At 40.5% G+C, this 21,934-nt stretch carries 24 protein-coding genes and 3 tRNA genes; 17 read left to right on the forward strand and 10 right to left on the reverse strand.

Features of this window, described 5'->3' with window-relative positions; all coding sequences use genetic code 11:
* Window positions 1-30 precede the first annotated feature (30 nt).
* Window positions 31-831 carry a DUF2989 domain-containing protein gene (locus ACSLUR_RS12995; RefSeq protein WP_448555191.1) on the reverse strand — a complete coding sequence of 267 codons (801 nt, stop codon included), beginning with the start codon at window positions 829-831 and terminating at the stop codon, window positions 31-33.
* A gap of 168 nt (window positions 832-999) precedes the next feature.
* Between ACSLUR_RS12995 and ACSLUR_RS13000 the strand changes: the two genes are divergently transcribed.
* Together ACSLUR_RS13000 and ACSLUR_RS13005 are read left to right on the forward strand one after the other, a co-directional pair.
* Entirely contained in the window at window positions 1,000-2,451 is a 1,452-nt protein-coding gene (locus ACSLUR_RS13000; protein WP_116000298.1) for a glyceraldehyde-3-phosphate dehydrogenase, read from the forward strand.
* A gap of 213 nt (window positions 2,452-2,664) precedes the next feature.
* Complete coding sequence (locus tag ACSLUR_RS13005; RefSeq protein ID WP_448555193.1) at window positions 2,665-2,865, forward strand: cytoplasmic protein; 201 nt, start codon at window positions 2,665-2,667, stop codon at window positions 2,863-2,865.
* A gap of 33 nt (window positions 2,866-2,898) precedes the next feature.
* Here ACSLUR_RS13005 and ACSLUR_RS13010 read toward each other — a convergent pair whose 3' ends face one another.
* The 6 genes from ACSLUR_RS13010 to ACSLUR_RS13035 all read right to left on the reverse strand — a co-directional run bounded on the left by ACSLUR_RS13010 (window position 2,899) and on the right by ACSLUR_RS13035 (window position 5,728).
* The gene (locus ACSLUR_RS13010; protein ID WP_448555195.1) at window positions 2,899-3,225 is read right to left on the reverse strand and encodes a TusE/DsrC/DsvC family sulfur relay protein; all 327 of its coding nucleotides are present in this window, start codon (window positions 3,223-3,225) and stop codon (window positions 2,899-2,901) included.
* Between the two features lies 1 nt (window position 3,226).
* Window positions 3,227-3,520 carry a sulfurtransferase complex subunit TusB gene (gene tusB, locus ACSLUR_RS13015; protein WP_448555197.1) on the reverse strand — a complete coding sequence of 98 codons (294 nt, stop codon included), beginning with the start codon at window positions 3,518-3,520 and terminating at the stop codon, window positions 3,227-3,229.
* Between the two features lie 10 nt (window positions 3,521-3,530).
* On the reverse strand, window positions 3,531-3,893 hold the full coding sequence (tusC, locus tag ACSLUR_RS13020) for a sulfurtransferase complex subunit TusC (RefSeq protein ID WP_448555199.1): 363 nt from the start codon (window positions 3,891-3,893) through the stop codon (window positions 3,531-3,533).
* A complete protein-coding gene (gene tusD, locus ACSLUR_RS13025; protein ID WP_448555201.1) occupies window positions 3,890-4,255 on the reverse strand; it encodes a sulfurtransferase complex subunit TusD in 366 nt (121 codons plus the stop codon). The genes tusC and tusD overlap by 4 nt, the downstream gene beginning before the upstream one ends.
* A gap of 98 nt (window positions 4,256-4,353) precedes the next feature.
* Entirely contained in the window at window positions 4,354-5,022 is a 669-nt protein-coding gene (locus ACSLUR_RS13030) for a Bax inhibitor-1/YccA family protein (RefSeq protein ID WP_116000292.1), read from the reverse strand.
* Window positions 5,023-5,134: 112 nt separating this feature from the next.
* A complete protein-coding gene (locus ACSLUR_RS13035; protein WP_448555203.1) occupies window positions 5,135-5,728 on the reverse strand; it encodes a DNA-3-methyladenine glycosylase I in 594 nt (197 codons plus the stop codon).
* A gap of 139 nt (window positions 5,729-5,867) precedes the next feature.
* Between ACSLUR_RS13035 and ACSLUR_RS13040 the strand changes: the two genes are divergently transcribed.
* The 10 genes from ACSLUR_RS13040 (at window position 5,868) to ACSLUR_RS13085 (ending at window position 13,654) form a co-directional block, all read left to right on the forward strand.
* A tRNA-Ser gene (locus ACSLUR_RS13040) sits at window positions 5,868-5,958 on the forward strand.
* 211 nt (window positions 5,959-6,169) lie between these two features.
* Entirely contained in the window at window positions 6,170-7,255 is a 1,086-nt protein-coding gene (locus tag ACSLUR_RS13045; RefSeq protein WP_448555205.1) for an HDOD domain-containing protein, read from the forward strand.
* A 107-nt stretch (window positions 7,256-7,362) separates the two neighbouring features.
* Window positions 7,363-7,453: transfer RNA gene (locus ACSLUR_RS13050), tRNA-Ser, on the forward strand.
* A gap of 126 nt (window positions 7,454-7,579) precedes the next feature.
* Window positions 7,580-8,362, forward strand: coding sequence for a hypothetical protein (locus tag ACSLUR_RS13055; protein ID WP_448555207.1), 783 nt, complete (start codon window positions 7,580-7,582; stop codon window positions 8,360-8,362).
* Window positions 8,363-8,622: 260 nt separating this feature from the next.
* Window positions 8,623-8,713 (forward strand) — tRNA-Ser (locus ACSLUR_RS13060).
* A gap of 238 nt (window positions 8,714-8,951) precedes the next feature.
* Window positions 8,952-10,130: a tetratricopeptide repeat protein gene (locus ACSLUR_RS13065; protein WP_448555209.1), complete on the forward strand. Its 1,179-nt coding sequence runs from the start codon at window positions 8,952-8,954 to the stop codon at window positions 10,128-10,130.
* Window positions 10,131-10,144: 14 nt separating this feature from the next.
* Window positions 10,145-11,116: a M20/M25/M40 family metallo-hydrolase gene (locus ACSLUR_RS13070; RefSeq protein ID WP_448555211.1), complete on the forward strand. Its 972-nt coding sequence runs from the start codon at window positions 10,145-10,147 to the stop codon at window positions 11,114-11,116.
* Between the two features lie 72 nt (window positions 11,117-11,188).
* Window positions 11,189-11,746 carry a phosphoribosyltransferase gene (locus ACSLUR_RS13075; RefSeq protein WP_116000286.1) on the forward strand — a complete coding sequence of 186 codons (558 nt, stop codon included), beginning with the start codon at window positions 11,189-11,191 and terminating at the stop codon, window positions 11,744-11,746.
* A gap of 160 nt (window positions 11,747-11,906) precedes the next feature.
* A complete protein-coding gene (locus tag ACSLUR_RS13080; protein WP_448555214.1) occupies window positions 11,907-13,103 on the forward strand; it encodes an alkaline phosphatase family protein in 1,197 nt (398 codons plus the stop codon).
* A 65-nt stretch (window positions 13,104-13,168) separates the two neighbouring features.
* The gene (locus ACSLUR_RS13085; protein ID WP_448555216.1) at window positions 13,169-13,654 is read left to right on the forward strand and encodes a hypothetical protein; all 486 of its coding nucleotides are present in this window, start codon (window positions 13,169-13,171) and stop codon (window positions 13,652-13,654) included.
* A 196-nt stretch (window positions 13,655-13,850) separates the two neighbouring features.
* Here the strand turns inward: ACSLUR_RS13085 and asnS are convergent, their stop codons facing one another.
* The gene (asnS, locus tag ACSLUR_RS13090; RefSeq protein WP_448555218.1) at window positions 13,851-15,251 is read right to left on the reverse strand and encodes an asparagine--tRNA ligase; all 1,401 of its coding nucleotides are present in this window, start codon (window positions 15,249-15,251) and stop codon (window positions 13,851-13,853) included.
* 159 nt (window positions 15,252-15,410) lie between these two features.
* On the opposite strand from asnS, the gene ACSLUR_RS13095 reads away from it, so the two are divergent.
* A complete protein-coding gene (locus tag ACSLUR_RS13095) occupies window positions 15,411-15,794 on the forward strand; it encodes a hypothetical protein (protein ID WP_448555220.1) in 384 nt (127 codons plus the stop codon).
* A 104-nt stretch (window positions 15,795-15,898) separates the two neighbouring features.
* Here the strand turns inward: ACSLUR_RS13095 and bioA are convergent, their stop codons facing one another.
* Window positions 15,899-17,197 (reverse strand): adenosylmethionine--8-amino-7-oxononanoate transaminase, encoded by a 1,299-nt coding sequence (gene bioA, locus ACSLUR_RS13100; RefSeq protein WP_448555222.1) that lies wholly within the window; start codon window positions 17,195-17,197, stop codon window positions 15,899-15,901.
* Window positions 17,198-17,296: 99 nt separating this feature from the next.
* On the opposite strand from bioA, the gene bioB reads away from it, so the two are divergent.
* The 4 genes from bioB (at window position 17,297) to bioD (ending at window position 21,076) form a co-directional block, all read left to right on the forward strand.
* Window positions 17,297-18,349 carry a biotin synthase BioB gene (gene bioB / locus ACSLUR_RS13105; RefSeq protein WP_448555224.1) on the forward strand — a complete coding sequence of 351 codons (1,053 nt, stop codon included), beginning with the start codon at window positions 17,297-17,299 and terminating at the stop codon, window positions 18,347-18,349.
* A 21-nt stretch (window positions 18,350-18,370) separates the two neighbouring features.
* The gene (gene bioF, locus ACSLUR_RS13110; protein WP_448555226.1) at window positions 18,371-19,519 is read left to right on the forward strand and encodes an 8-amino-7-oxononanoate synthase; all 1,149 of its coding nucleotides are present in this window, start codon (window positions 18,371-18,373) and stop codon (window positions 19,517-19,519) included.
* The gene (gene bioC / locus ACSLUR_RS13115; RefSeq protein ID WP_448555228.1) at window positions 19,519-20,301 is read left to right on the forward strand and encodes a malonyl-ACP O-methyltransferase BioC; all 783 of its coding nucleotides are present in this window, start codon (window positions 19,519-19,521) and stop codon (window positions 20,299-20,301) included. Before bioF ends, bioC begins: the two co-directional genes overlap by 1 nt.
* A gap of 70 nt (window positions 20,302-20,371) precedes the next feature.
* Window positions 20,372-21,076, forward strand: coding sequence for a dethiobiotin synthase (bioD, locus tag ACSLUR_RS13120; RefSeq protein ID WP_448555230.1), 705 nt, complete (start codon window positions 20,372-20,374; stop codon window positions 21,074-21,076).
* Window positions 21,077-21,111: 35 nt separating this feature from the next.
* Here the strand turns inward: bioD and ACSLUR_RS13125 are convergent, their stop codons facing one another.
* A complete protein-coding gene (locus tag ACSLUR_RS13125; RefSeq protein WP_448555232.1) occupies window positions 21,112-21,534 on the reverse strand; it encodes a type II toxin-antitoxin system HicB family antitoxin in 423 nt (140 codons plus the stop codon).
* Window positions 21,535-21,934 lie beyond the last annotated feature (400 nt).

The raw sequence follows: 21,934 nt of genomic DNA on the forward strand, positions 1-21,934 counted from the left end.
CCTAAGGGAATAAAGAACACCTTACTGCTCCTAATGGCGTGGAGCAGTAAAGGTACCATCGGTAATCTTATCTAAGGTTGCGCTCGCAACCTTATCGAGAAAGTCAGCATCCAACTTGTGGAATTGCGCAAATGCCATTAATCCTTGCTCGCTACTATCAATATCTTCAGGATCGTAAAGGGTGAGTATTTTTAGCCAAATGTAAGCTTGTTTAAACTCTTCTTTATCTGTAAAGATGGTCGTAATAGATTTGAATATCTCAGTGTTTACTGGCGCGTCATCGGGCTGTAATTCCAATGCATGAAATAGCAGATCTAAGGTTTTGTCGGGATCGCGTTTAATATAATAAGTGGCCAAGTTAAATTGCGAAGCAGCGGTTTCTAATGCTTTACTTCCTTCCATCGCTAAAAATTTTGCGAGCGCGCCTTCATTTAAATACCGTGACCAGTGATAAAACAATAACTCGGGGTGTTCAGAGCGCAGTGTTTCTTCACTTAGCTGCTTGATACGCTCTTTTGCCTTTATTGCATTATCAATACGGTTACGTTTTTTGTACTTGAGTTTGATATGTTCTATTTGCGAAGCGTGATCCATACAAGCAGCATACTCTTCGTAAGCGATTAACAAATCGAACTTTTGCTTATCTGCACCTGTCTGTGTAAGTGCGTAGTTGTGATAAATTGTTTTTACACGTTCTTTCTTACACCAAGTATCTTCAATAAACTCTTCACACATGTCTGGCGATTCTTTGCATATTTTCGCGAGATCTGGTCCTGTATCGCAAGCCATTAGTAGCAAAGGAGAAAGTAGTAGTAAGGGTAAATGCTTCATTTAATACTCAAGTAAACTTGGAAATTTTTATGTAGGTGGTAGCGAAAACTTTCACTGTGCATTACAATGTCCGCCGCATCAAGCAAGTAGCTATTATTAATCATAACGTCATATTAAAACATTGATAATAGTCAAACGATCACTTCATGGAAATATAAGGTTTAAGTAATGACTTCTCATCTTGAGGAACAATATCAAGCAAGCTGGCAAGAGCGCCAAACATTCGCCGAAAATATGTTACCTATTATCAGCCAACTATTCCGTAATAAAGGAATTGAAGTTGCTGTTTATGGTCGTTCTCTCGTTAATGCTTCGGCTATTGATATCGTCAAAGCACACAAGTCTGTCGCATTACACGAAGAAAGTAAATTACGCTTACGCGAGAGTTTCCCATTTTTAGAAGCGTTAACCAAGATGTCATTATCACCAGCGCGCGTTGATATTGGTAAACTTGCTTACAATTACCTATTTTTAGGTGGTGCAAATGGTTTAACGATTGAGCAGTACTTAGAAAAAGAACTTGCTGACAGTTTAGCTGTCAATAGTGAAGAGCCAGCAGCACAAGATGTAGTGCTTTATGGTTTTGGCCGTATCGGTCGTTTACTTGCTCGTTTGTTAATTGAAAAAACGGGCCCTTCGTCAAAATTACGTTTACGCGCCATTGTTATTCGCCCAGGTAAAGAAGGTGATTTAGCAAAACGTGCTAGTTTACTTCGTCGCGATTCTGTACATGGTTCGTTTAACGGTAGCATTACTATTGATGAAGAAAACAACGTTATCAAAGCTAACGGTGCTTTCATCCAAGTAATCTACGCGAAATCACCAGCTGATGTTGATTACACTGCATACGGTATTAACAATGCGCTAGTAGTTGATAATACCGGTATTTGGTCAGACGAAGAAGGTCTAGGCCAGCACTTACAATCAAACGGTGTGGCTAAAGTACTATTAACGGCACCAGCTAAAGGTGATATCAAGAACATTGTTTACGGTGTAAACCACGATATGATCTTAGCGGAAGATAAAATTGTGTCAGCGGCTAGCTGTACAACAAATGCAATCACGCCTGTACTTAAAGCGGTAAACGATAAGTTTGGTATTAAAAACGGCCACGTAGAAACGGTTCACTCGTACACTAACGACCAAAACTTAATTGATAACTACCACAAGTCGCCGCGTCGTGGTCGCAGTGCGCCACTTAACATGGTTATTACTTCTACAGGTGCAGCTAAAGCGGTTGCTAAGGCATTGCCTGAATTAAAAGGTTTATTAACGGGTAACGCGATCCGTGTTCCAACGCCAAATGTTTCTATGGCAATCATGAATTTAAACCTTAAAGAAGCAACTACCACTGACGGTTTAAATGATTACCTACGTGATATTTCATTAAACTCAGATCTACAAAACCAAGTAGATTACACAGCGTCAACTGAAATTGTATCAACGGATTTAGTTGGTTCTCGTTATGCGGGTGTTGTTGACTCTCAAGCAACGATTGTTGATGAAGATCGCGCTGTATTATACGTATGGTACGACAATGAATTTGGCTACAGTTGCCAAGTTGTGCGTGTTATGCAAGAAATGGCAGGTATCTTTGTACCAAACTTGCCAGCAGCATAAACTAGCATTTATGGATTACGATTAAAAAAGCGCTTCGGCGCTTTTTTTGTGCTTGTTGAAACTTAGGCAGCTTATTTCAACTAATAGTCAAAGCGATTTTAAAGAAATATTCACTGAGTTAGCCATTAAAAATATTAAAGCTTTGCGTAGTTTTTCCGATAAATAGATCAGGAACACTAACGTGTTAACAATGTCATGTAATGAGAGGTAGTTATGGCTTTAACCATCGGTTCTTCAACACCAGTGAATGTGGATGGTGGAAACGCACTAGAAGTAAAAGGTGCACAGCGAGAAAATAGTCAAACAGAAGTGGAAGGCCAGATCGCTGTTGATCTCATCGAATCTAGCCTTGCTGGTGGCCAAGTAAGCCCACCGACAGCGAGCTCGGGTAACAACATTAATATCAAAGTCTAACGTTTGTTTAAATCGCTCACTGATGTTAGCAAACTATATACAACGCGCAGGCTTTGGTAAGCCTGCGTATTTTGTTGCTTGCTTTGCAGGCCCTTCGGGAAACAATCGATATAAGTAACGGCTGTTTGCCTTTTCTTCACCGAATTCTTCTTTCATTGCTTTAGTTAGCGCGCGAATTGCTGGCGATGTGTTAAATTTCAGATAAAATTCGCGCACAAAGCGGATCACTTCCCAATGCGCTTCGGTCAACTCTACATCGTCTTGTTTTGCCAATTCAGGTGCGAGTTCCTCACTCCATTGTTGAAAATCGATTAAATAGCCGTGTTTATCGAGTTCTATTGTTTGATTGTTAAATTGCATACTATTGCCATGTAATAATTTGATTTGCAGCTTCAGTTAGTGCAACAAGTGCTGCCATTGAGATAAAATTCAACGCATCATCAGTCGCTAAACCTCGTGCCAAGTAGTGATGCTCGATCACAAAAAGGTTTTCTTTGCCCACTAAGGCTAAAGCGTTTTGTAGGATAGGGTGATTAATGTTGTAAACGCCGTCGTCTAATAAAATAATTCGGTCACTGCTTTTCATCACTGTTAAAGCATTCGTAAAACTATCGCTGCTAAATGAAGATGTTCGGATAAGGTGCAAACTTGCCATTGATAAACCTTTAGAATGTTAATACTGCGCTGTGTTCGCTAAGACGCTGCTGAATTACATCATCAGATAAAACCTCTACGCCATCAATTAATGAGCTCTTGTTTAATGAGCGTTTAGTTAATGATTCTTGGCTGACATAAACGTTTTCTATATCGTAGAACGACAATGCCGCGAAGGTTTTGGTAAAGTCTTTTACGTTTAATGTATTACCATCGCACTGTTGAAGTAACTGAAAAACACCATCGCCAACAAAAAATAGCGATATTTGTTGCTCATAACTGCCAAAGATAAGTGCTAGGTCTAACGCATCTTTACCATGACTAGTCGCAAAAGGTGCTTTCGTATTAATAACGGCTAGTGAAGTTGCACTCATAACTGAATCACCTTATCTGCTGTAGATGTCAGTTCTACCATTTCGCCCAAACCAGATACGGTAAATGCTGGATTTATATTTATTGCACCATCTTGGTCGGTTAAACCGCGTTTCTCACCCGCAGTTATGCACAAATGTAGCGCTACTTGGTGATCGTTATGAAGTTTCACAAAAGCGGCTGGCGCTTGGAATTCATCGTTAGGAATTGACGTTAATGTGCTCGCATTAAGCACACCGTCTTGATAGAAAAAAATACCGTTAATTTGATGCCCAGCCGTTAAAATTGATTCTGCAAATTCAATTACCGTGGCGGTATTGTTCTGATGGGGCGGGGTAGTCACTACCAAAGTATAAACAGACACAGATTTCCTAATAGCTCGTTGTCATAAAGTAAAAGTCGCAAATAAAAAAAGCCCCGTTTTAAAACGGGGCTTTATTATATATTAATATCAATTCAGAATTAATCGTCTGAATTAAATGCGCCTAATAGTTGAAGTAGGCTAACAAACAAGTTGTAAATGTTTAGGTATAACGACACTGTAGCGCGAATATAGTTGCGCTCACCGCCGTGAATAATGCGGCTAGTATCGAATAAAATTAAACCAGACATAATCATTACAATCGCAGCGTTTAACGCTAGTGATACTGCAGGAATAGCGAAGAAGATATTCGCGATACCAGCGATTAATACCACAATTAAGCCAACCATTAAGAAACCACCCATAAATGAGAAGTCTTTCTTACTTGTTAGTGCGTAGCCTGACAATGCAAAGAAAATTAATGCCGTGCCGCCTAACGCTTGCATAATTAATGATGGACCACCAGGTAGAGCAGCATACATATTAAGTAATGGCCCTAGTGAGGCGCCCATTAAGCCAGTGAAAGCAAAAATCCAGAAAATACCGTTGGCTTTGTCTGCTTGCTTGTTAACAACAAATAGTAAACCAAAAGCAACAAGCGTCATGACTAAAGCAGCCATATGCGATAAATTCATGGCCATTGAAACACCAGCAGTAACCGCACTAAACGCTAAGGTCATGCCTAAAAGCATGTAGGTATTTCGCAATACCTTATTAATTTCAATAGCACTACTTTGACTTGCAGTACCTAGATTCATATTTGTTTGCATAAACTTTCCTCTATGAACTTATTTTCTAATTATGTAGATTTGGGCAATAACAAAAAGTTCAAGCCCAAATTGTCAATGCGTGACATATTATGGCACGCAGATTTTAAAAATACTACGCTATTTCTTGCTGAAAGAGATCAATTATTTGTTTTCTTCGATAACAGTCTACCGAATGATCGTTAACCATGCCACAGGCTTGCATGTGCGCGTAAATAGTTGTTGAACCGAGAAATTTAAAACCGCGCTTTTTCATGTCTTTCGCTAGCTTATCTGAAATTTCTGTTGTCACGGGGTAGTCGCTTAATTGTTTTGGGGCATTGACTATGGTTTTATTGCCAACAAACGACCATTGATAGTTGGCAAAGCTGCCAAATTCTTGTTGTATCTCAATAAAGCGGGTGGCGTTGTTTATTGCAGCTTCTATTTTCTTGCGATTGCGAATAATGCCGTCATTTAGCATTAACTTTTCTACGTCATCCTCAGTAAATTGGCTAACCGCGTTAACATCGTAATTTGCGAAGGCTGTTCGATAGTGTTCGCGGCGTTTCAATATGGTATACCAACTTAAGCCTGCCTGTGCCGATTCTAAAACGAGAAACTCAAACAGCTTTTGGTCTTCTTTAACAGGTACTCCCCATTCTTCATCATGGTACTTTACATAATCTGGTTTAGATTCATCTAGCCAAGGGCAGCGACATTTATTCATTAATTCTTAGCCTTTTTGCTTTAAAAATAATAGCTTTGCTCAAAATGAAAGCAAACAAAATTAATTTTAACATTAACGCTTTACAAGCGAATATCAACACTTTAATATGCGCCTCGTTCCCAAGCAAAGGGAACAATTTGGTGAGATGGCTGAGTGGTCGAAAGCACCGGTCTTGAAAACCGGCAGGGGTTTGTAGCCCCTCTAGGGTTCAAATCCCTATCTCACCGCCATATTCTAAAACCTCGCAAATGCGAGGTTTTTTTTTATCTTTTACTTTTTGTTTACAAATAGTCCCTACAGATTGTGTTACTATTCTCCGCGCTGTTTCGCAAATCATTTCATTAAGCAGCAATTAGTTTCTTGAAGGATTCACTATTTGTAAACCTTATTCGTAGACAATGGAATTGTTAGTGTTTTCAATCATTCACAGGCTTTATCTTTGTGTTTCGTAAATTAATTAAATCAGCTTTTCCTACACTAGCTAAATCACAGAAAAAACCTAATTATGAAGCGTTCGCCCAAAGCAAGGCAACTACGGAGGTAGATGCTACTTCACTCAATGAAGCTCAACAAAACGTATCAGCGTCTTCTATACCTTCTATGCGTTGTGAACTTGGTCAAGCGTTCACCAATTACTTATTTAATTCAGAAGTGACAGGCAGTCACGTTGATGAAATCAGTCAATTTGTTAAACAGCAAATTGAGACAATCATTACCACACAGGCAAAGGCAATTATTAACGAGCTGCCTGTGATGCCAGCAACGATTACCGATCTTGCTAATCAGCTGTCTTCCGGTGATTTTGATACCGATTATCTTTTAAAAATTATAGCTGCAGAGCCCAGTATCGCTGCGGATATTATTAAGTTGGCTAATACAACAAAATATAAACGTGGCACCAAAGATATAACTGATCTAAAAACAGCGTTTGTTACCGTAGGTACTGCTGGCCTACTGGAAGGGGCGATTAATGGCTATATCAATGGCTACAAACCCGTTACCAGTGCCTATTTCAAACAATTCGGTGAGCGAATTTGGCAACACAGTCAAAACACCGCTGATTTCACGCAGGAAATAATTAAGCGCCAAGCGCCAGAGGCAGCTGCTAGTGCTTATTTTGTCGGCTTAATCAGAAACCTTGGTGAAATGGTGCTTTTCCAATTGATGGTAGAGGCCTTTAGTTGGGTTGATCCTGACTGCAGACCAAATGCCTTAGTACTCAAGCAAATTATCGACAAGTATTCACTTAAGCTGACTTATATTATTGCAAAAACATGGCAGTTGCCTGAAAGTGTTTTGTTGCCACTTGCCGTGCAGATAAAAGCCACTAACGTTACTCAGCTCATGTCGGTTAAAGACAAACACCCTGTAGCGGCGGCTAATTATGATGCCAATAAACTAAGCCAATTAATTATGCTTCGTCAGTCGCAAAGAATTGATGATGTTGTACTAGAGCAAGAAATTAATAAGCTAATAAATGTACCTGCAACTCGTAAAATTGTAGAAAAATATATGGCTATTGATTAGTTTGTGAGCGAACGGAACGATATTGCAATTTTATTGCAATTAACGCTTTACAAGCGCGTGGGCACGCTTTACTATGCGCACCGTTCCCAAGCAAAGGGAACAAGTTTGGTGAGATGGCTGAGTGGTCGAAAGCACCGGTCTTGAAAACCGGCAGGGGTTTGTAGCCCCTCTAGGGTTCAAATCCCTATCTCACCGCCATATTCGAAAGGCTGCACATTGTGCAGCCTTTTTTCGTTTTAATTATTCAAACAGGGGGTTATCAATAGACCTCTGTTTATTGTTTTTGTAATATCAAACTCATTGCTTTCAAGCTTCAATGGATTGATGTTTAACCTATTTAAAAATAAACCCTTTCTTGCGTCAGAAGATCAAACATTTCAAATTGAGACATATCGCTGGTTGTTGCGTAATTTTGGTGGAGAAGATTTTTACCAAGCAACAAGTTTAATCTTACCGACAAAAGCATATTTTCCTGCTGAAGCAGATAACCCAGAATCCGCCGCTATAGCAACGTTCAATTCAGTTAAGCAACACGCCAATATGGCGACGTGGAAATGCATACTTGAAGCACAACAAGAAGATGCCAACCCTTTCGTTTCTGCAGGTATTGCCATACAAAATGCACCAGTTAGCCCTAATGGAACTTTCCAAGCTACTGCGTCAGATAAAGTGATTATTACCTACAATCCGGTTTTAGTAGGGCAACCTATGCAATTGGTTGCCACGCTTGCACATGAGCTTGCGCATTATTTAACAGCAACGGCTAAAGATGAGCCTCCGGGCGGTTGGGATAACTGGGAGTTTGCAACAGATATTGCTGCGACTTTTATGGGGTTTGGGATATTTATGGCGAACTCAGCATTTAACTTTAGCCAATATGCCGACACAGACTCTCAAGGCTGGAAATCAAGTCGCAGTGGATACCTCAGTGAAAATGAGCATATTTATGCGCTTGCTATATTTCTACTGCTAAAAGATCTGCCAATCAATGAGGCTAGTCGATACCTCAAACCACATCTTGGCAAGCAGCTAAAAAAAGCGATGAAATTGCTTAGTAATTCAGATTTTATAATCAAACTGAAGGCAGTTCAGAAGAATGCTACGTAGTTATCTTGAACTATTCGTGAATTAATAACGCCAAACTTGCAAGCTTACATAAGGATACATGAGGTTAATACATCGAATTAATCGGGTGTAGAGTGCCTCGCAAATTGAGTTGTCTTATACTTTTTGAACGAGTTGCGTAGGTTAATTAATCAAACAGTACAATTATCTTCTTTATCGTTAAAAATCTTCAAATTAGGGCTTTACAAGCTGTGAATCTGTCTTTAATATGCGCCTCGTTCCCAAGCAAAGGGAACAAGTTTGGTGAGATGGCTGAGTGGTCGAAAGCACCGGTCTTGAAAACCGGCAGGGGTTTGTAGCCCCTCTAGGGTTCAAATCCCTATCTCACCGCCATATTCGAAAAGGCTGCACATTGTGCAGCCTTTTTTCGTTATTGGGCTCTAGTGGTTGGAGCCTGAACTAAACCTCAGTTTTCAACACATCGACAAGTTACAGGACAAACACATCTTCACATAGCTAATTGCTCTTCAACAAGTTTTTATGTAACGAGTTATTAACCGTATAGCATTCAATTAAGCAATCTATCAGTTTTACATTATGCTTAAATAAGGTGTGATGTTTGAGGTGCCTTATGCATAGACTGGTTTTATTGCTGTTCCCCATGTTTTTTTCGCTTAGCGGTTGCAATTCAACTGTGCCTCAACACTCTGCGGGTGTCGCCGCCTATAATCCAGACCTACTCCTAGTTGACAAAGCCTTCCCCAAAGCGCAGCAAATAGAAGTTGAATCAAAAGAAGAAATTTTTGCTTTAAGCGATGAAATGAAGTCGGTTGTGCGCAGCAGTTTTATGTCTGAGCGCACCAAGCACAATAAAGCAATGAAGCTTATTCGCCATATTTTTAGTGATAACAATGTTGGTCTTGCTTATCAAAGTAATGCAAATTTAACCGCGAGTGAAACGTATCAAAGCCAGACGGCCAATTGCATGTCGTTAACCATTATGGCGTATGCCATGGCAAAAGCGTCGGGGCTTGATGTTGTGTTCCAAGATGTTCAAGTACCAGAGTACTGGGTAAGAAATGGCCAATATAATTTGCTAACAGGCCACGTTAACTTACTAATTCCTGGTGTTAAATCTCGAGATCCTAATGTTAGTGTTGTGTGGGGTGGTGCTGATATCGAAATTGATTTTGATCCTTTCGTTAAAAAGAAACGCTTTCCTAAGAAAAAAGTCAGTATTAATACGGTTGCAGCGATGTTTTATAATAATAAGGGCGCACAAGCACTTGTTGAAAGCGATTACGACACTGCCTACCGTTATTTTGCTCAAGCAGTAAAAACCGCTCCTGATTTTGCTGCAGGCTGGGGAAATTTGGCTGTACTTTACCGATTCACGGATCAAAACGAGCTAGCAGAAACAACTTATCGTCATGCGATTAGCTTAGATGCAAGAAGCTTAAACACCTTAACGAACCTTTCCATATTGTTAGCAATTCAAGGTCGCTACGATGAAGCACGGCGCATCGACAGCATGATACTCAAACAGCGTATTAAAAACCCGTATTACCATGCCTTGTTAGCAGATGAAGATTTTTATGAAGGCAATTATGAAAGTGCAGCTCGTCATTACCAACGGGCGATAAAACTTGATGATAGCATTCATGAATTTCACTATGGATTAGCTAAAGTGTTTAGTGCCTTAGGCAAAACAAACTCTGCGAAAATAGCAATGAAAAGGGCGATTCGGATTAACAAATATCCAGATGTTGAACAGCAATACTTGGCGAAGCTCAATATCTTAAACCAGTAGTGTCCTGAGCTAATATGAAGCAATTAAGTATTTTATTGCTAATTGTATGCGTTAGTGCATGTACTAACAAAACAACACTTTATCAGGCGCCGCCTCTTTCAGGCACAGTTATCAATCAATCCTCATTACTTGCCCATGTTAAATATTTGGCGAGTGATCAACTCAAAGGCCGAGAAACAGATACTCAAGGCGCACGAGCAAGCGCGCAATATATTAAAAATGAACTTATCAATTATGGAATTGGGCCTTTACCGCAAGTGGGAGGGTATTTTCAGTCTTTTAGTTACCACCTTGGTAGGCAAAAAAACGGTACGAATGTTATTGCGTACATTAAGGGCAATAACGCTGACGAAATACTGTCACCGCGCTATATTGTGCTTTCGGCGCACTATGATCACATTGGTGAGAGTGGTGATAAAGTCTATAACGGCGCAGACGATAATGCGTCAGGCGTTGCGGCACTGCTTGAATTGGCAAAGGTACTAAAAGGCAAAACGAAGCACGATATTATTTTACTCTTTAGTGATGGTGAGGAAGACAACCTTCGAGGTGCCAAAGCTTTTGTAGACCAATTCCCAGGCATTGTAAGAGGTACCTTGCTAAACGTTAATTTGGACATGATAGCTGGGGTTAAGAATACGAGTAAGCTAAGTTACATTAGTCATAATCTTGATCAGTTATTATCTGACCATAAGGAAGAAGAATTCTTACGTTTTCAGTATTCTAGTTGGGTGCCGGTACAAAAGGGTTTTAAGCGTGAAAGGGCGGCAGGCATGTGGAATAAACGTCGATGGAAGCTGGCGAGTGACCACGGCGTGTTTTATCGAGCAGGCATCCCATTCATCTATTTTGGGGTAGGTACACATCAGCATTATCACCAAACGTCTGACACTTACGACAACATTAATAAAGAATTTTTTTGGCGTGCTAGCAATAGTATTTATTTACATCTACGCTATTTAGATCAACATATTGGCGTAAAGTAGTTAACCAACTAGTCAAGCTTTGTTACAATCGTTGGTTATCACCTTAGCTTTAATAAATAGGTAATTTCCTCAATGGAAAAGAAATACATTTCAGCGCAAGAGTTACTTGAAGATTCATTTAAATTAGCAGCCAAAGTCTACGAAGATGGCTTCCGACCAGAGTTTATCGTTGGCATTTGGCGTGGTGGTGCGCCGATTGGTATCGCAGTTCAAGAATTTTTTGATTTCAAAAAAGTAGAGACCGACCATATTGCAGTGCGTACTTCTTCTTACTACGGCATCAACCAGCAAAGTAAAGAAATTAAGGTACACGGTTTACACTACATTATTGAAAATGCTAACGCGGGTGATGGCCTATTAATTGTTGATGATGTATTTGATTCTGGCCGCAGTATTGACGCGCTTATCAAACAATTAAAAGTATTAATGCGCAACAACATGCCAACCGATGTTCGCGTTGCATGTCCTTGGTATAAGCCTAAAAATTCCAAGGTAGAAATTGTGCCTGATTACTATGTTCATGAGTCGGAAGAGTGGTTAGTCTTCCCACATGAACTTTCGGGTTTAACGCCAGAAGAGATTGCTAATGGCAAAACCGATTTAGCGAATATTAAAGATCTATTCGTGTAATCGCACTGCCACAGAAAAGGAGCATTATGCTCCTTTTTTATTGCCCAAATTTTGCCTTTTGATCGTTTGTTAACTCAATTTGAATAATTCATTCACCAGCGCACTTTTGCTCTTTCTTGTTAACAAAAGAGAAATCAACATAATAATAAGTGGAACCATAGTGAAATTTTTAACGACAATAATGCTTGTTTTAAGCGTTATCACAGTGACACCTGCTTTTGCAGAAAAAGCGCCGACAGTACTCCTTTCTATTGATGGCTTTAGCCAAGAGCAATTCGAATTACTTGCCCCAAAACACTTATCATCATTAAGAGATAAGGGGTTTTCTAGTAACGCGTTACTTCCAGTTTATCCAACAAAAACCTTTCCAAATCATATCTCTATCGTCACAGGCAAGTATCCTCTTGAGCATGGTATTATTCACAACCGTTTTTACAGTCGAAAACGAAACAACCTCTACAGCATGGGCAAAACTAAAGAAGATCCAAGCTGGTTGCTCGCCAAACCTTTGTGGGTGTTAGCAGAGGAACAAGGTGTAACTGCGGCCACTTATTTTTGGCCAACATCTGACGCTAATCTATTTAATACACGTCCCACTTTTTACGAAATTTATGATGGCAGCCATTCTAATCGTCAACGGTTGATGCAAGTAGTTGATTGGTTAAAACTACCTAAAGACAAACGACCGCAATTTATTACCAGTTACTTTTCGGTTGTTGACTCAGCCAATCACGAACATGGGATAGATTCGAGCGAAGCTAAAGCAGCAGTGGCTGAAGTAGATCAGCTAATAGGTGAATTTCTTGATGTGCTAGACGAAAATGATATTCAAATCAATTTGGTGATTGTGTCTGATCACGGTATGGCGCCAATCAAGAATAAACTTTTACAGTCTAAAGTACTGCCAAGAATATTGTCGAAAAACTCCCTAGTGGTGAATGGTCAAACACAACTTTATGTTTACTCGAACAATAAAAAGATATTAGCGGAGTCTGCAAAACGGATAAATGAAAAAGGCCAAGGGCGTTATCACGCTTATTTACCTGAAAGTTATCCAAAGCATTGGCGTTTCGCACCGACAACACAAGCTCAAGCCGACGTACTACCGAATTTAATTGTTAACGCGGCGCCTGGTATCATTTTTATCGAAAAAAAATATCAAACAGCAGCAACTCATGGTTATGACATTGCCGATACAGCACAAATGGAAGCTGTATTTTTTGCGTCAGGCCCTAACGTCAAGCCAGGAAAGGTAGAAGCATTTGAAAACATTCACGTGTTTAACTTTATCGCAGAATTAATTGGCGTAAAAACGCCAGCAGACAAGCATGCCATTAACGAATATATTGTTGATTAATGCAAAGTCTTAAGCTTATACATAAACCTTTAACTAAACTTTATAGCTAGACAATAACGATGAGAATGAAAGGGCGAGTTATTAAGGGCCATCAAGTTGCTTCTGGCAAAGCCACTGACTCGCCATTTTCTGAAGGTACAATAGTGTTACAAAAACCTTTCTTTAAAAAGTTAGGGCTAGATTTATCCCGAATGTTCAATGGCACAATTAACTTGGAAATTGAGCAAACTGGTCAAGATCTAGTTCAAGCGCTCGGTCAAGAAACTAGTCAAGAGCCCTGTCAAAAGAGGCATGCAGAGCTGAGCGATCAGTTAGGTAAAGCCGACTATCAATTTAAAAACGTTAAATGGACAACAGACTGGCCAGCAGAGGATTTTGATTTTTATTCTTGCCAAATTGCTTATCAAGGAAAGTGCTATTCAGCGTTTATCTATCAACCCAAAGCAGAAACTAAAGTAGGGCATTTTCAACCGAGTAACGTGGTTGAACTTATTGCGCCTTTTATTGAGGGTTTAAGCTATGGAGATGAACTTGAATTGTTAATCAATTGAATCGAGAATCAATGACTAAGCGCTTTAAAAAAGTGCTTTAAATAAGTTCATTAGCTCGGCATATTGTGTTGGTTGGCCAATGGCCCAAAAAAGAGCCAAAATAAAAACACCGCCAAGCAAAAAATAAAAAGGCAAATAACAAAAAGCCCATCAACTAGATGGGCTTTCTAATTTAATTAACTCGCTACAATTTTGCTTAGAATGCAGCGTTGTTTGGTGTACGAGGGAACGGAATTACGTCACGTACGTTTGCAATACCTGTTGCATAAGCGATTAAACGTTCGAAGCCTAAACCGAAACCTGCGTGTGGTACAGTACCGTAGCGGCGTAAATCACGGTACCAGCTGTAATCAGCTGGATCTAAGTCCATTTCTGCTAAACGTGCATCTAATACATCTAAACGTTCTTCACGTTGTGCACCACCGATAATCTCACCAATACCTGGCGCAAGAATATCCATCGCGGCAACTGTTTTACCGTCTTCATTAAGGCGCATGTAGAAGGCTTTAATGTCTTTCGGGTAGTTTTGCAGAATAATTGGCGCACCAACATGTTCTTCGGCTAGGTAACGCTCGTGCTCAGAGTTTAAGTCGATTCCCCAAGACACTGGGTTTTCGAATTTCTTACCACAGTTTTCTAAGATCTCGATAGCGTCAGTGTAATCCATGCGTACAAAGTCGGTACTGATTAGTGCATTTAAACGATCGATAACGGTTTTATCAACGCGTTGTTGGAAAAACGCCATATCATCAGCGCGCTCTTCAAGTAATGCTTTTAGTACATACTTCAGCATGTCTTCAGCCAGATCTGCAGCATCTGATAAATCAGCAAATGCGATTTCAGGTTCTACCATCCAGAACTCTGCTAAGTGGCGAGAGGTATTTGAGTTCTCAGCACGGAAAGTTGGACCAAAAGTGTATACTTTTGAAAGGGCGCTACAGTAGGTTTCAACGTTTAGTTGACCTGATACAGTTAAAAACGCTTCTTTACCGAAGAAGTCTTCGCTGTAATCTACTTCGCCTTTGTCATTGCGTGGTAGGTTTTCCATGTCTAACGTGCTCACACGGAACATTTCACCTGCACCTTCACAGTCACTTGCTGTGATTAATGGCGTTGCAATCCAAAAGTAGCCTTTCTCATGGAAAAAGCGGTGAATTGCTTGTGCAAGCGTGTTGCGCACGCGTGTTACCGCACCGCCTAAGTTTGTGCGAGCACGTAAGTGCGCTTGCTCACGCAAAAATTCGATGCTGTGACGCTTAGCAGCCATCGGGTAAGTGTCAGGGTCTTCAACATAACCTAGTACTTCAACACCAGTTGCTTGAATTTCGAACGCTTGACCTTGGCCTTGAGACTCTACCAAAGTACCCGTAACTTTTACTGAACAACCAGTCGTTAGTTTTAAAACTTCTTCTTCGTAATTATTCAGATCATTCGGAACAACAGCTTGGATGGCGTCGAAACATGAACCATCGTGAATAGCTAAAAATGAGATACCTGCTTTTGAGTCGCGGCGAGTGCGGATCCAGCCGTGCACAGTGATCTCTTCATTAACAGGGAATTTGCCTGCTAAGACATCAGTAATTGAAATAACTGACATTGAATGACCTCGTTTTTCGTTATAAATAATACATAATTTTAGGGCGTATTATGTTAACGTGACTATTGCGTTTAACAAGTAATAATTACTTAATTTAGCTAATTAATTCGTGAACTGAATGTTTACACTAAAAATGTTGTTATTTTGGATGTAGTTAAGATGGATTCAAACAAGCAATGGCCGGAAGTAGACCGCCGAGAAAACAAAGACACTTGGGTTAACATATTACAGTGGTTGTCATTAATTGGCTGGTTTTTATTTTCTATCGCCTTAGTTGTTTCATTTTATGCAGCACCGGAACGTTCTTACGGTATTACCCGTTATAAAGGCATTGAGGTAAGAGACTATTGGGTAACACCACTCACTGATTATTTGTATGTGCTATTGTGGGTGACCGCATTATTAAGCCTCGGTAGTATCATATTGAGTCATTTTCGCACTCGCCGCGCTACCGATAATAAGTTTTATAACTTCGTACTACTTTTTGTGATATGCGCGGCTTGGGTATTTTATATTGCAATTAATGCTTATTGGCAGTCTTAAATCCAATATTAAACTTTCATTAGAAATGTATGATGTTTCCTAGCAAAGATCACTCATCCTAAGCAATTGAACACTAATCCTTAGTAATTGAACACAATATAAAACTATTGAAAGCAGTGTTTATTATCTAGCGCCAATGCAATTGCTGAAACAAGCTTCTGTAGGTGTTCATCACTACTTACAAAAGGTGGCATTAAGTAAATGAGTTTACCAAACGGGCGAATCCACACACCTTGCTCAACAAATAGTGCTTGAATGTTTTCCATATTTACCGCTTGCTTGGCTTCAATAACACCAATTGCTCCTAAAACTCGCACATCAGCAACACGTTGATGTTCAGCTAAAGGCGAAATCAGACTCGTGAGCGTTTTTTCAATACGGCTTACTTGCGCTTGCCACTGGTTTTCCATCAGCATTGCTAAGCTTTCATTGGCAACGGCGCAGGCAAGTGGATTGCCCATAAACGTTGGGCCATGCATAAAGCAACCTGCTTCGCCGTTACTGATGGTTTCTGCAATGTGTTTGGTGGTCAGCGTTGCGGCAAGTGTCATATAGCCGCCCGTTAATGCTTTACCTAAGCACATAATATCGGGCGTGATATCTACCCATTCGCTGGCAAACAATTTACCAGTACGCCCAAAGCCTGTGGCGATTTCATCAACGATCATCAAAACATTGTACTCATCACATAATGTTCGACATTCAGCTAAATACTGCGGGTGATAAATCCGCATGCCACCAGCACCTTGTACAATAGGCTCAATAATAAAGGCGGCGATTTCTTGATGGTGTTGCTCAAACAGGGCTTTTAGTGGCGCGATATCGTTTGGTTGCCAGTCCTGATCAAAGCGCGTTTGTGGCGCGTCGGCAAAAAAATGTTGGTTAATGGAATTGGCAAATAGCTGGTGCATACCGTTAACTGGGTCGCATACCGACATCGCAGCAAAGGTATCACCGTGATAGCCATTTTTTACCGTTAATAATTTGTTTTTTTCTGGTTGACCTAAGCTATGCCAATACTGAATTGCCATTTTAAGCGCAACTTCAACCGCAACTGAGCCGCTATCGGCAAGAAATACTTTCTCAAGCCCCTCAGGTGTTAACGTTACTAGCTTTTTACAAAGTTCAATAGCCGGTTCATGAGTTAAACCGCCGAACATAACATGTGCCATTTGCGCTAGCTGGCTTGATACCGCTTGATTTAGGCGAGGGTGGTTATAACCGTGAATAACTGCCCACCAAGACGACATACCATCAATAACTTGTCGGCCGCCTTCTAATGTTAAATGCACGCCATTGGCACTTTTTACCTTAAAGCTAGGTAAAGGGTTAGTCATTGACGTATACGGGTGCCAAATATGTGCGCGGTCAAACGCTAAATCGTCTGTGTATATATTACTCATATGTTAACTTGTTATTCTGGTCTGCGTTGACATCTTTTACTTGGCGGCTAGACTACTCCTAAATTTATTCGCTGGCAATACAGCAACGACGGGCACACTATGACAGAAAATTTATCTCAGGTTCGACACAATTGGACAATCGAACAAGTTAACGCATTATTTAACAAACCGTTTAATGATTTGATGTTTGAAGCACAAACTGTGCACCGTGAGCACTTTAATGCCAACGAAGTTCAAGTCAGCACCTTGTTGTCGATTAAAACAGGTGCCTGCCCCGAAGATTGTAAATACTGTTCACAGAGCGCTCGCTACAAAACCGATATTGAAAAAGAACGCTTAATGGAAGTTGAGAAAGTGCTGGAAGCCGCTAAACAAGCGAAAGCGCAAGGCTCTACGCGTTTTTGTATGGGCGCAGCATGGCGTAACCCAAAAGAGCGTGACATGCCTTATGTCACCGAAATGGTGAAAGGCGTAAAGGCGCTGGGTTTAGAAACTTGTATGACGCTTGGTATGCTGTCTAAAGACCAAGCCCAATCGCTACAAGAAGCGGGTTTAGATTACTATAATCACAACTTGGACACCTCGCCAGAGCACTATAATCAAATTATTACTACGCGCACTTATCAAGACAGATTAGACACGCTAGACAATGTGCGTTCTGCCGGCATGAAAGTGTGTAGCGGTGGTATTGTTGGTTTAGGTGAAAAAGCCAATGATCGTGCCTCACTGTTAGTGCAACTGGCAAATTTGCAGCCACAGCCAGAAAGTGTACCCATTAATATGTTGGTAAAAATTGACGGTACGCCACTTGCGGATGTTGCCGATTTAGACGAATTCGATTTTATCCGTTGTATTGCCGTTGCGCGTATTATGATGCCCAAAAGCCATGTTCGTTTATCGGCGGGCCGAGAAGCCATGAACGAGCAAATGCAGTCGCTTTGCTTCTTAGCTGGTGCAAACTCGATTTTCTACGGCTGTAAGTTATTAACAGCGGCGAACCCAGAAACTAACCAAGATATTGCATTGTTCAATAAGCTTGGCATCAATACAGAAACCATTGAGTCGCTTGTTGACGATGGCAGTGATGAAAAGAAAATTCACACCGCAATTAGTGAACAAGAAAACCAAGACCTGTTTTATAACGCTGGCTAGTTTTAACAATTAGCGCGATAGATGAAATTCAAATTTATTGCTGAGCAATTGGCTCAGCAAACTCAACTAAATCGGTATCGTCAGCGAGTTAGCATTGCAGGTAGTAGTGGTCGAGAGATAATTGTTGATGGTAAAAAATACCTGAACTTTTCCTCTAACGATTATTTAGGCCTCAATAATCATCCTGACATTCAAGCGGCGATGATCGAAGGGGCTGAAAAGTTCGGTGTTTCCGCTAGTGCGTCAAGTCTAGTCACTGGTTTTAATTACGCCCATCAAGCATTAGAAGAAACAGCTGCAAATTGGCTCGGGCGAGAGCGTGTTTTGCTTTTTAGTAGCGGATTTGCAGCAAATCAAGCAGTAATGCATGCGCTAGGTCAAAAAGACGTGCAGTTACTACTGGATAAACTCTCACATGCATCTATTATTGATGGAGCATTATCATCTCAAGCCAGCTTAAAACGATATCGCCATAATGATTATCAGCATCTAGCCGCATTACTCGCGAAAACGACGGCGGCAAACAATGAGTTAAACACCTTGATTGCAACTGAAGGTGTTTTCAGTATGGATGGTGATGAAGCTGATATTGACGCCTTAACGCAGCTGGCGAATAAAGCAGATGCCATGATTTACCTTGACGAGGCACATAGTATTGGCATCAAGGGTGAACAAGGACAAGGTATCGCGACCGCTGATGTCGATATCGTGATGGCAACATTTGGTAAAGCGATTGCAACCAGTGGGGCATTTGTAGCATGCGATGCAGAGTTACATGATTATTTCGTTAATTTTGCAAGGCACTATATTTATTCAACGGCAATTTCACCGGCTATAGCGTGGGCGACTAAAAAAAGCATAGAGACGATAAAAAAAGAAATTTGGCGACAAGAAAAGCTTTCTTCTCTAACAAGGTTATTTAGTTGCCAACTCGATAGCAGCATAGATTTGGTGCCTACCACATCATCAATCCATGCCATTAATGTTCAAGAAGAAACTAAAGCGTTAGCAGCGAGCGAAAAACTAAAACAAAAAGGAATTTGGGTGACAGCAATTCGGCCACCGACAGTGCCGAGCGGTACATCTAGGTTACGTGTAACCATTTGTGCGAACCATAAAGAAAGGGATATCATATACTTAGCAGAATGTTTAAATGAGGTATTGGTGTAATGCCAAATACGTTAAACCAAATAAAAATTGCTAAATCATTTGATTCAGCAACCAATTCTTATGATGTTTCAGCGCGTTTACAGCGTTATAGTGGCAAACATTTAATGCCTTGGCTGCCACAAGAACGGCAGTTAACCGTTATCGATTTAGGTTGCGGCACAGGTTTTTTTACTGAACTTTTATCAGGGAATTTTGAACGCGTTATCGGTGTTGATATTTCTAATAAAATGCTCAATTACACAAGGTCACATCGAAAAGTAGACCATTTGGTAGCGGGTGATGCCTATCATTTACCCTTTCAAGACAACAGCATCGATTTAATCTATTCCAACCTAGTTATTCAATGGTGCGATAACTTAGCGCACCTATTTGAAGAGTTAATGCGAGTGCTCAAACCAGGTGGTCGATTTGTATTTACGACTTTACTTGATCAAACCTTAAGTGAACTTAAGTCTTCTTGGGCACAAGTGGACGATGACAAACACGTTATCGACTTTAAAAAAGATATCGATATTCTCTCAACGTTAGATAGCCAAGGTTGGGAGTTAACATGTCATCATGTGCAAGATGTTATTCTGGAATATGAAAATGTGCTTCATTTAGCGCGAGAGCTCAAAGGACTAGGCGCTAACCATGTACCTAAGAAACAGCATCGTGGTTTGGCTGGCAAAGACAAATGGCAGCGAATGACTCAGGCTTATCAAGACTTTGTTGAGCCGAGCGGTGTATATCCTGCAACGTATCGCGTTTTTTCAGGGCAAGTCGTGAAACCCTTGGCATAAAACACCTGAAATTACTCGTAGCGCTTTTTGCGTACCTTTCAATCGCTAACGCCAAAAAGGCCTCAAAAAAATGCCCCGTAAAAAAACAAAGCACCTTTTCGTAACAGCAACTGATACCGATGCGGGTAAAACCTTAGTTGCCTGTGCAATTGTCAATATTTTAACTAAGGCAAGCAAAGTTGCCGTATTCAAACCAATTTCAGCTGGCTGCGATAACGTTAGCGGGCAGCTAGTGAATCACGATGCATTACAATTACAGCAACTGGCCAATTGTAATCAACCACTTGAAAGTGTTAACCCTGTTGCATTTGAAGAGCCAATTGCACCTCATATTGCTGCACAGACGCTAGGACAAAAAATCAACGCAGTGCAGGTTACTGACTTGTTTAAATCGTTAGATAGTTTCGCGCCTGATGTGGTATTAACTGAGGGGGCCGGCGGATGGCGCTTGCCTTTGGGAGGAGGTCAGTTTCTTTCAGATTTTGCCAAACAAACTGAACAGCACGTAATATTAGTGGTGAACATGAAACTGGGCTGTTTAAATCACGCGCTGCTTAGTTATGAAGCCATCAAGCGTGATGGTTTAACTGTTGTTGGGTGGGTCGCAAATTGTATTGTGCCAATGGATTATCAACAAGAAAACATAACCGAACTCAGTCAATATTTAGATGCGCCGCTGCTTGGTGTAGTACCTAATGTAGAAAACGCCGAGCAAGCAAGCAAATTCCTAGAAAAAGATTTGATTGAACAAATCGCTAGTTCCCATGAAGAATAAAAGCTTGGTTTAATTAGTTATAGTAGTTTGCATCATTAATCTTTTATAGCGAGTTCAGCCAAGCATGCTTGGGCAATAAAGCCTGAGCGTGTTTTGTATTGCTCTGATTTGCTTACTCGATCATCAATTTGCTTGATAAGTAACTCAGGCAGTGTCACGTTGATTTTATGACTCTTACCTAAATATTGTGCCACATCAATTTCGATAATTGCCCAAGTTAGCCCAACATTCGCGGCATTGGTGTCGCTTTCTTTTTCCAGCCATTTATCGATTTGGCTCGCTGGCGGTACTGGCTCCCCATATTCGGCCAAAATCATTAAATGAGCTGTGATCGCGTCTTTTACCTTTTTTAAGCCTTGATCTATTGATTCGCAATTCACTTCACAGCCAGGTAGATCGGGAACCAATACCTGATAACCACTCATAAGGTTGCCAGCAAATTTAACCGGGTAGTGCATCTTAGATTGTCCTTAATTTAACCACTTAACACACCATAACCCTTATAACCCTCTATAGCAAATTGATTGTAACTCCAGCAACCCCTAAAGTTGATATCAAAATAACCCTGGTAACTCTATGCGTTGCACTTAAGATAACCCCGATAACTCTATGAGGCGTGTTAGTGTATACTTACAAATTACTTGAAGCTTTTTTTATAAAGTTGAAGGTCCTGAGGCATGCTCAATAAAAATGGCTAAATCAGTTAGATAATAAGAGGTACTAGAGTTGTTAATGGTAGTGGCTAGACTGCGATTTTAGGCGTTTAAAATGAGTAAAGTTGGAAGTTAATAGCATTTACTTTGTTTATTTTCTCAAACAGATGGAAGCAAATAAACACCTTAACAGATAACTTCTATG

Source organism: Thalassotalea montiporae (assembly GCF_053485855.1).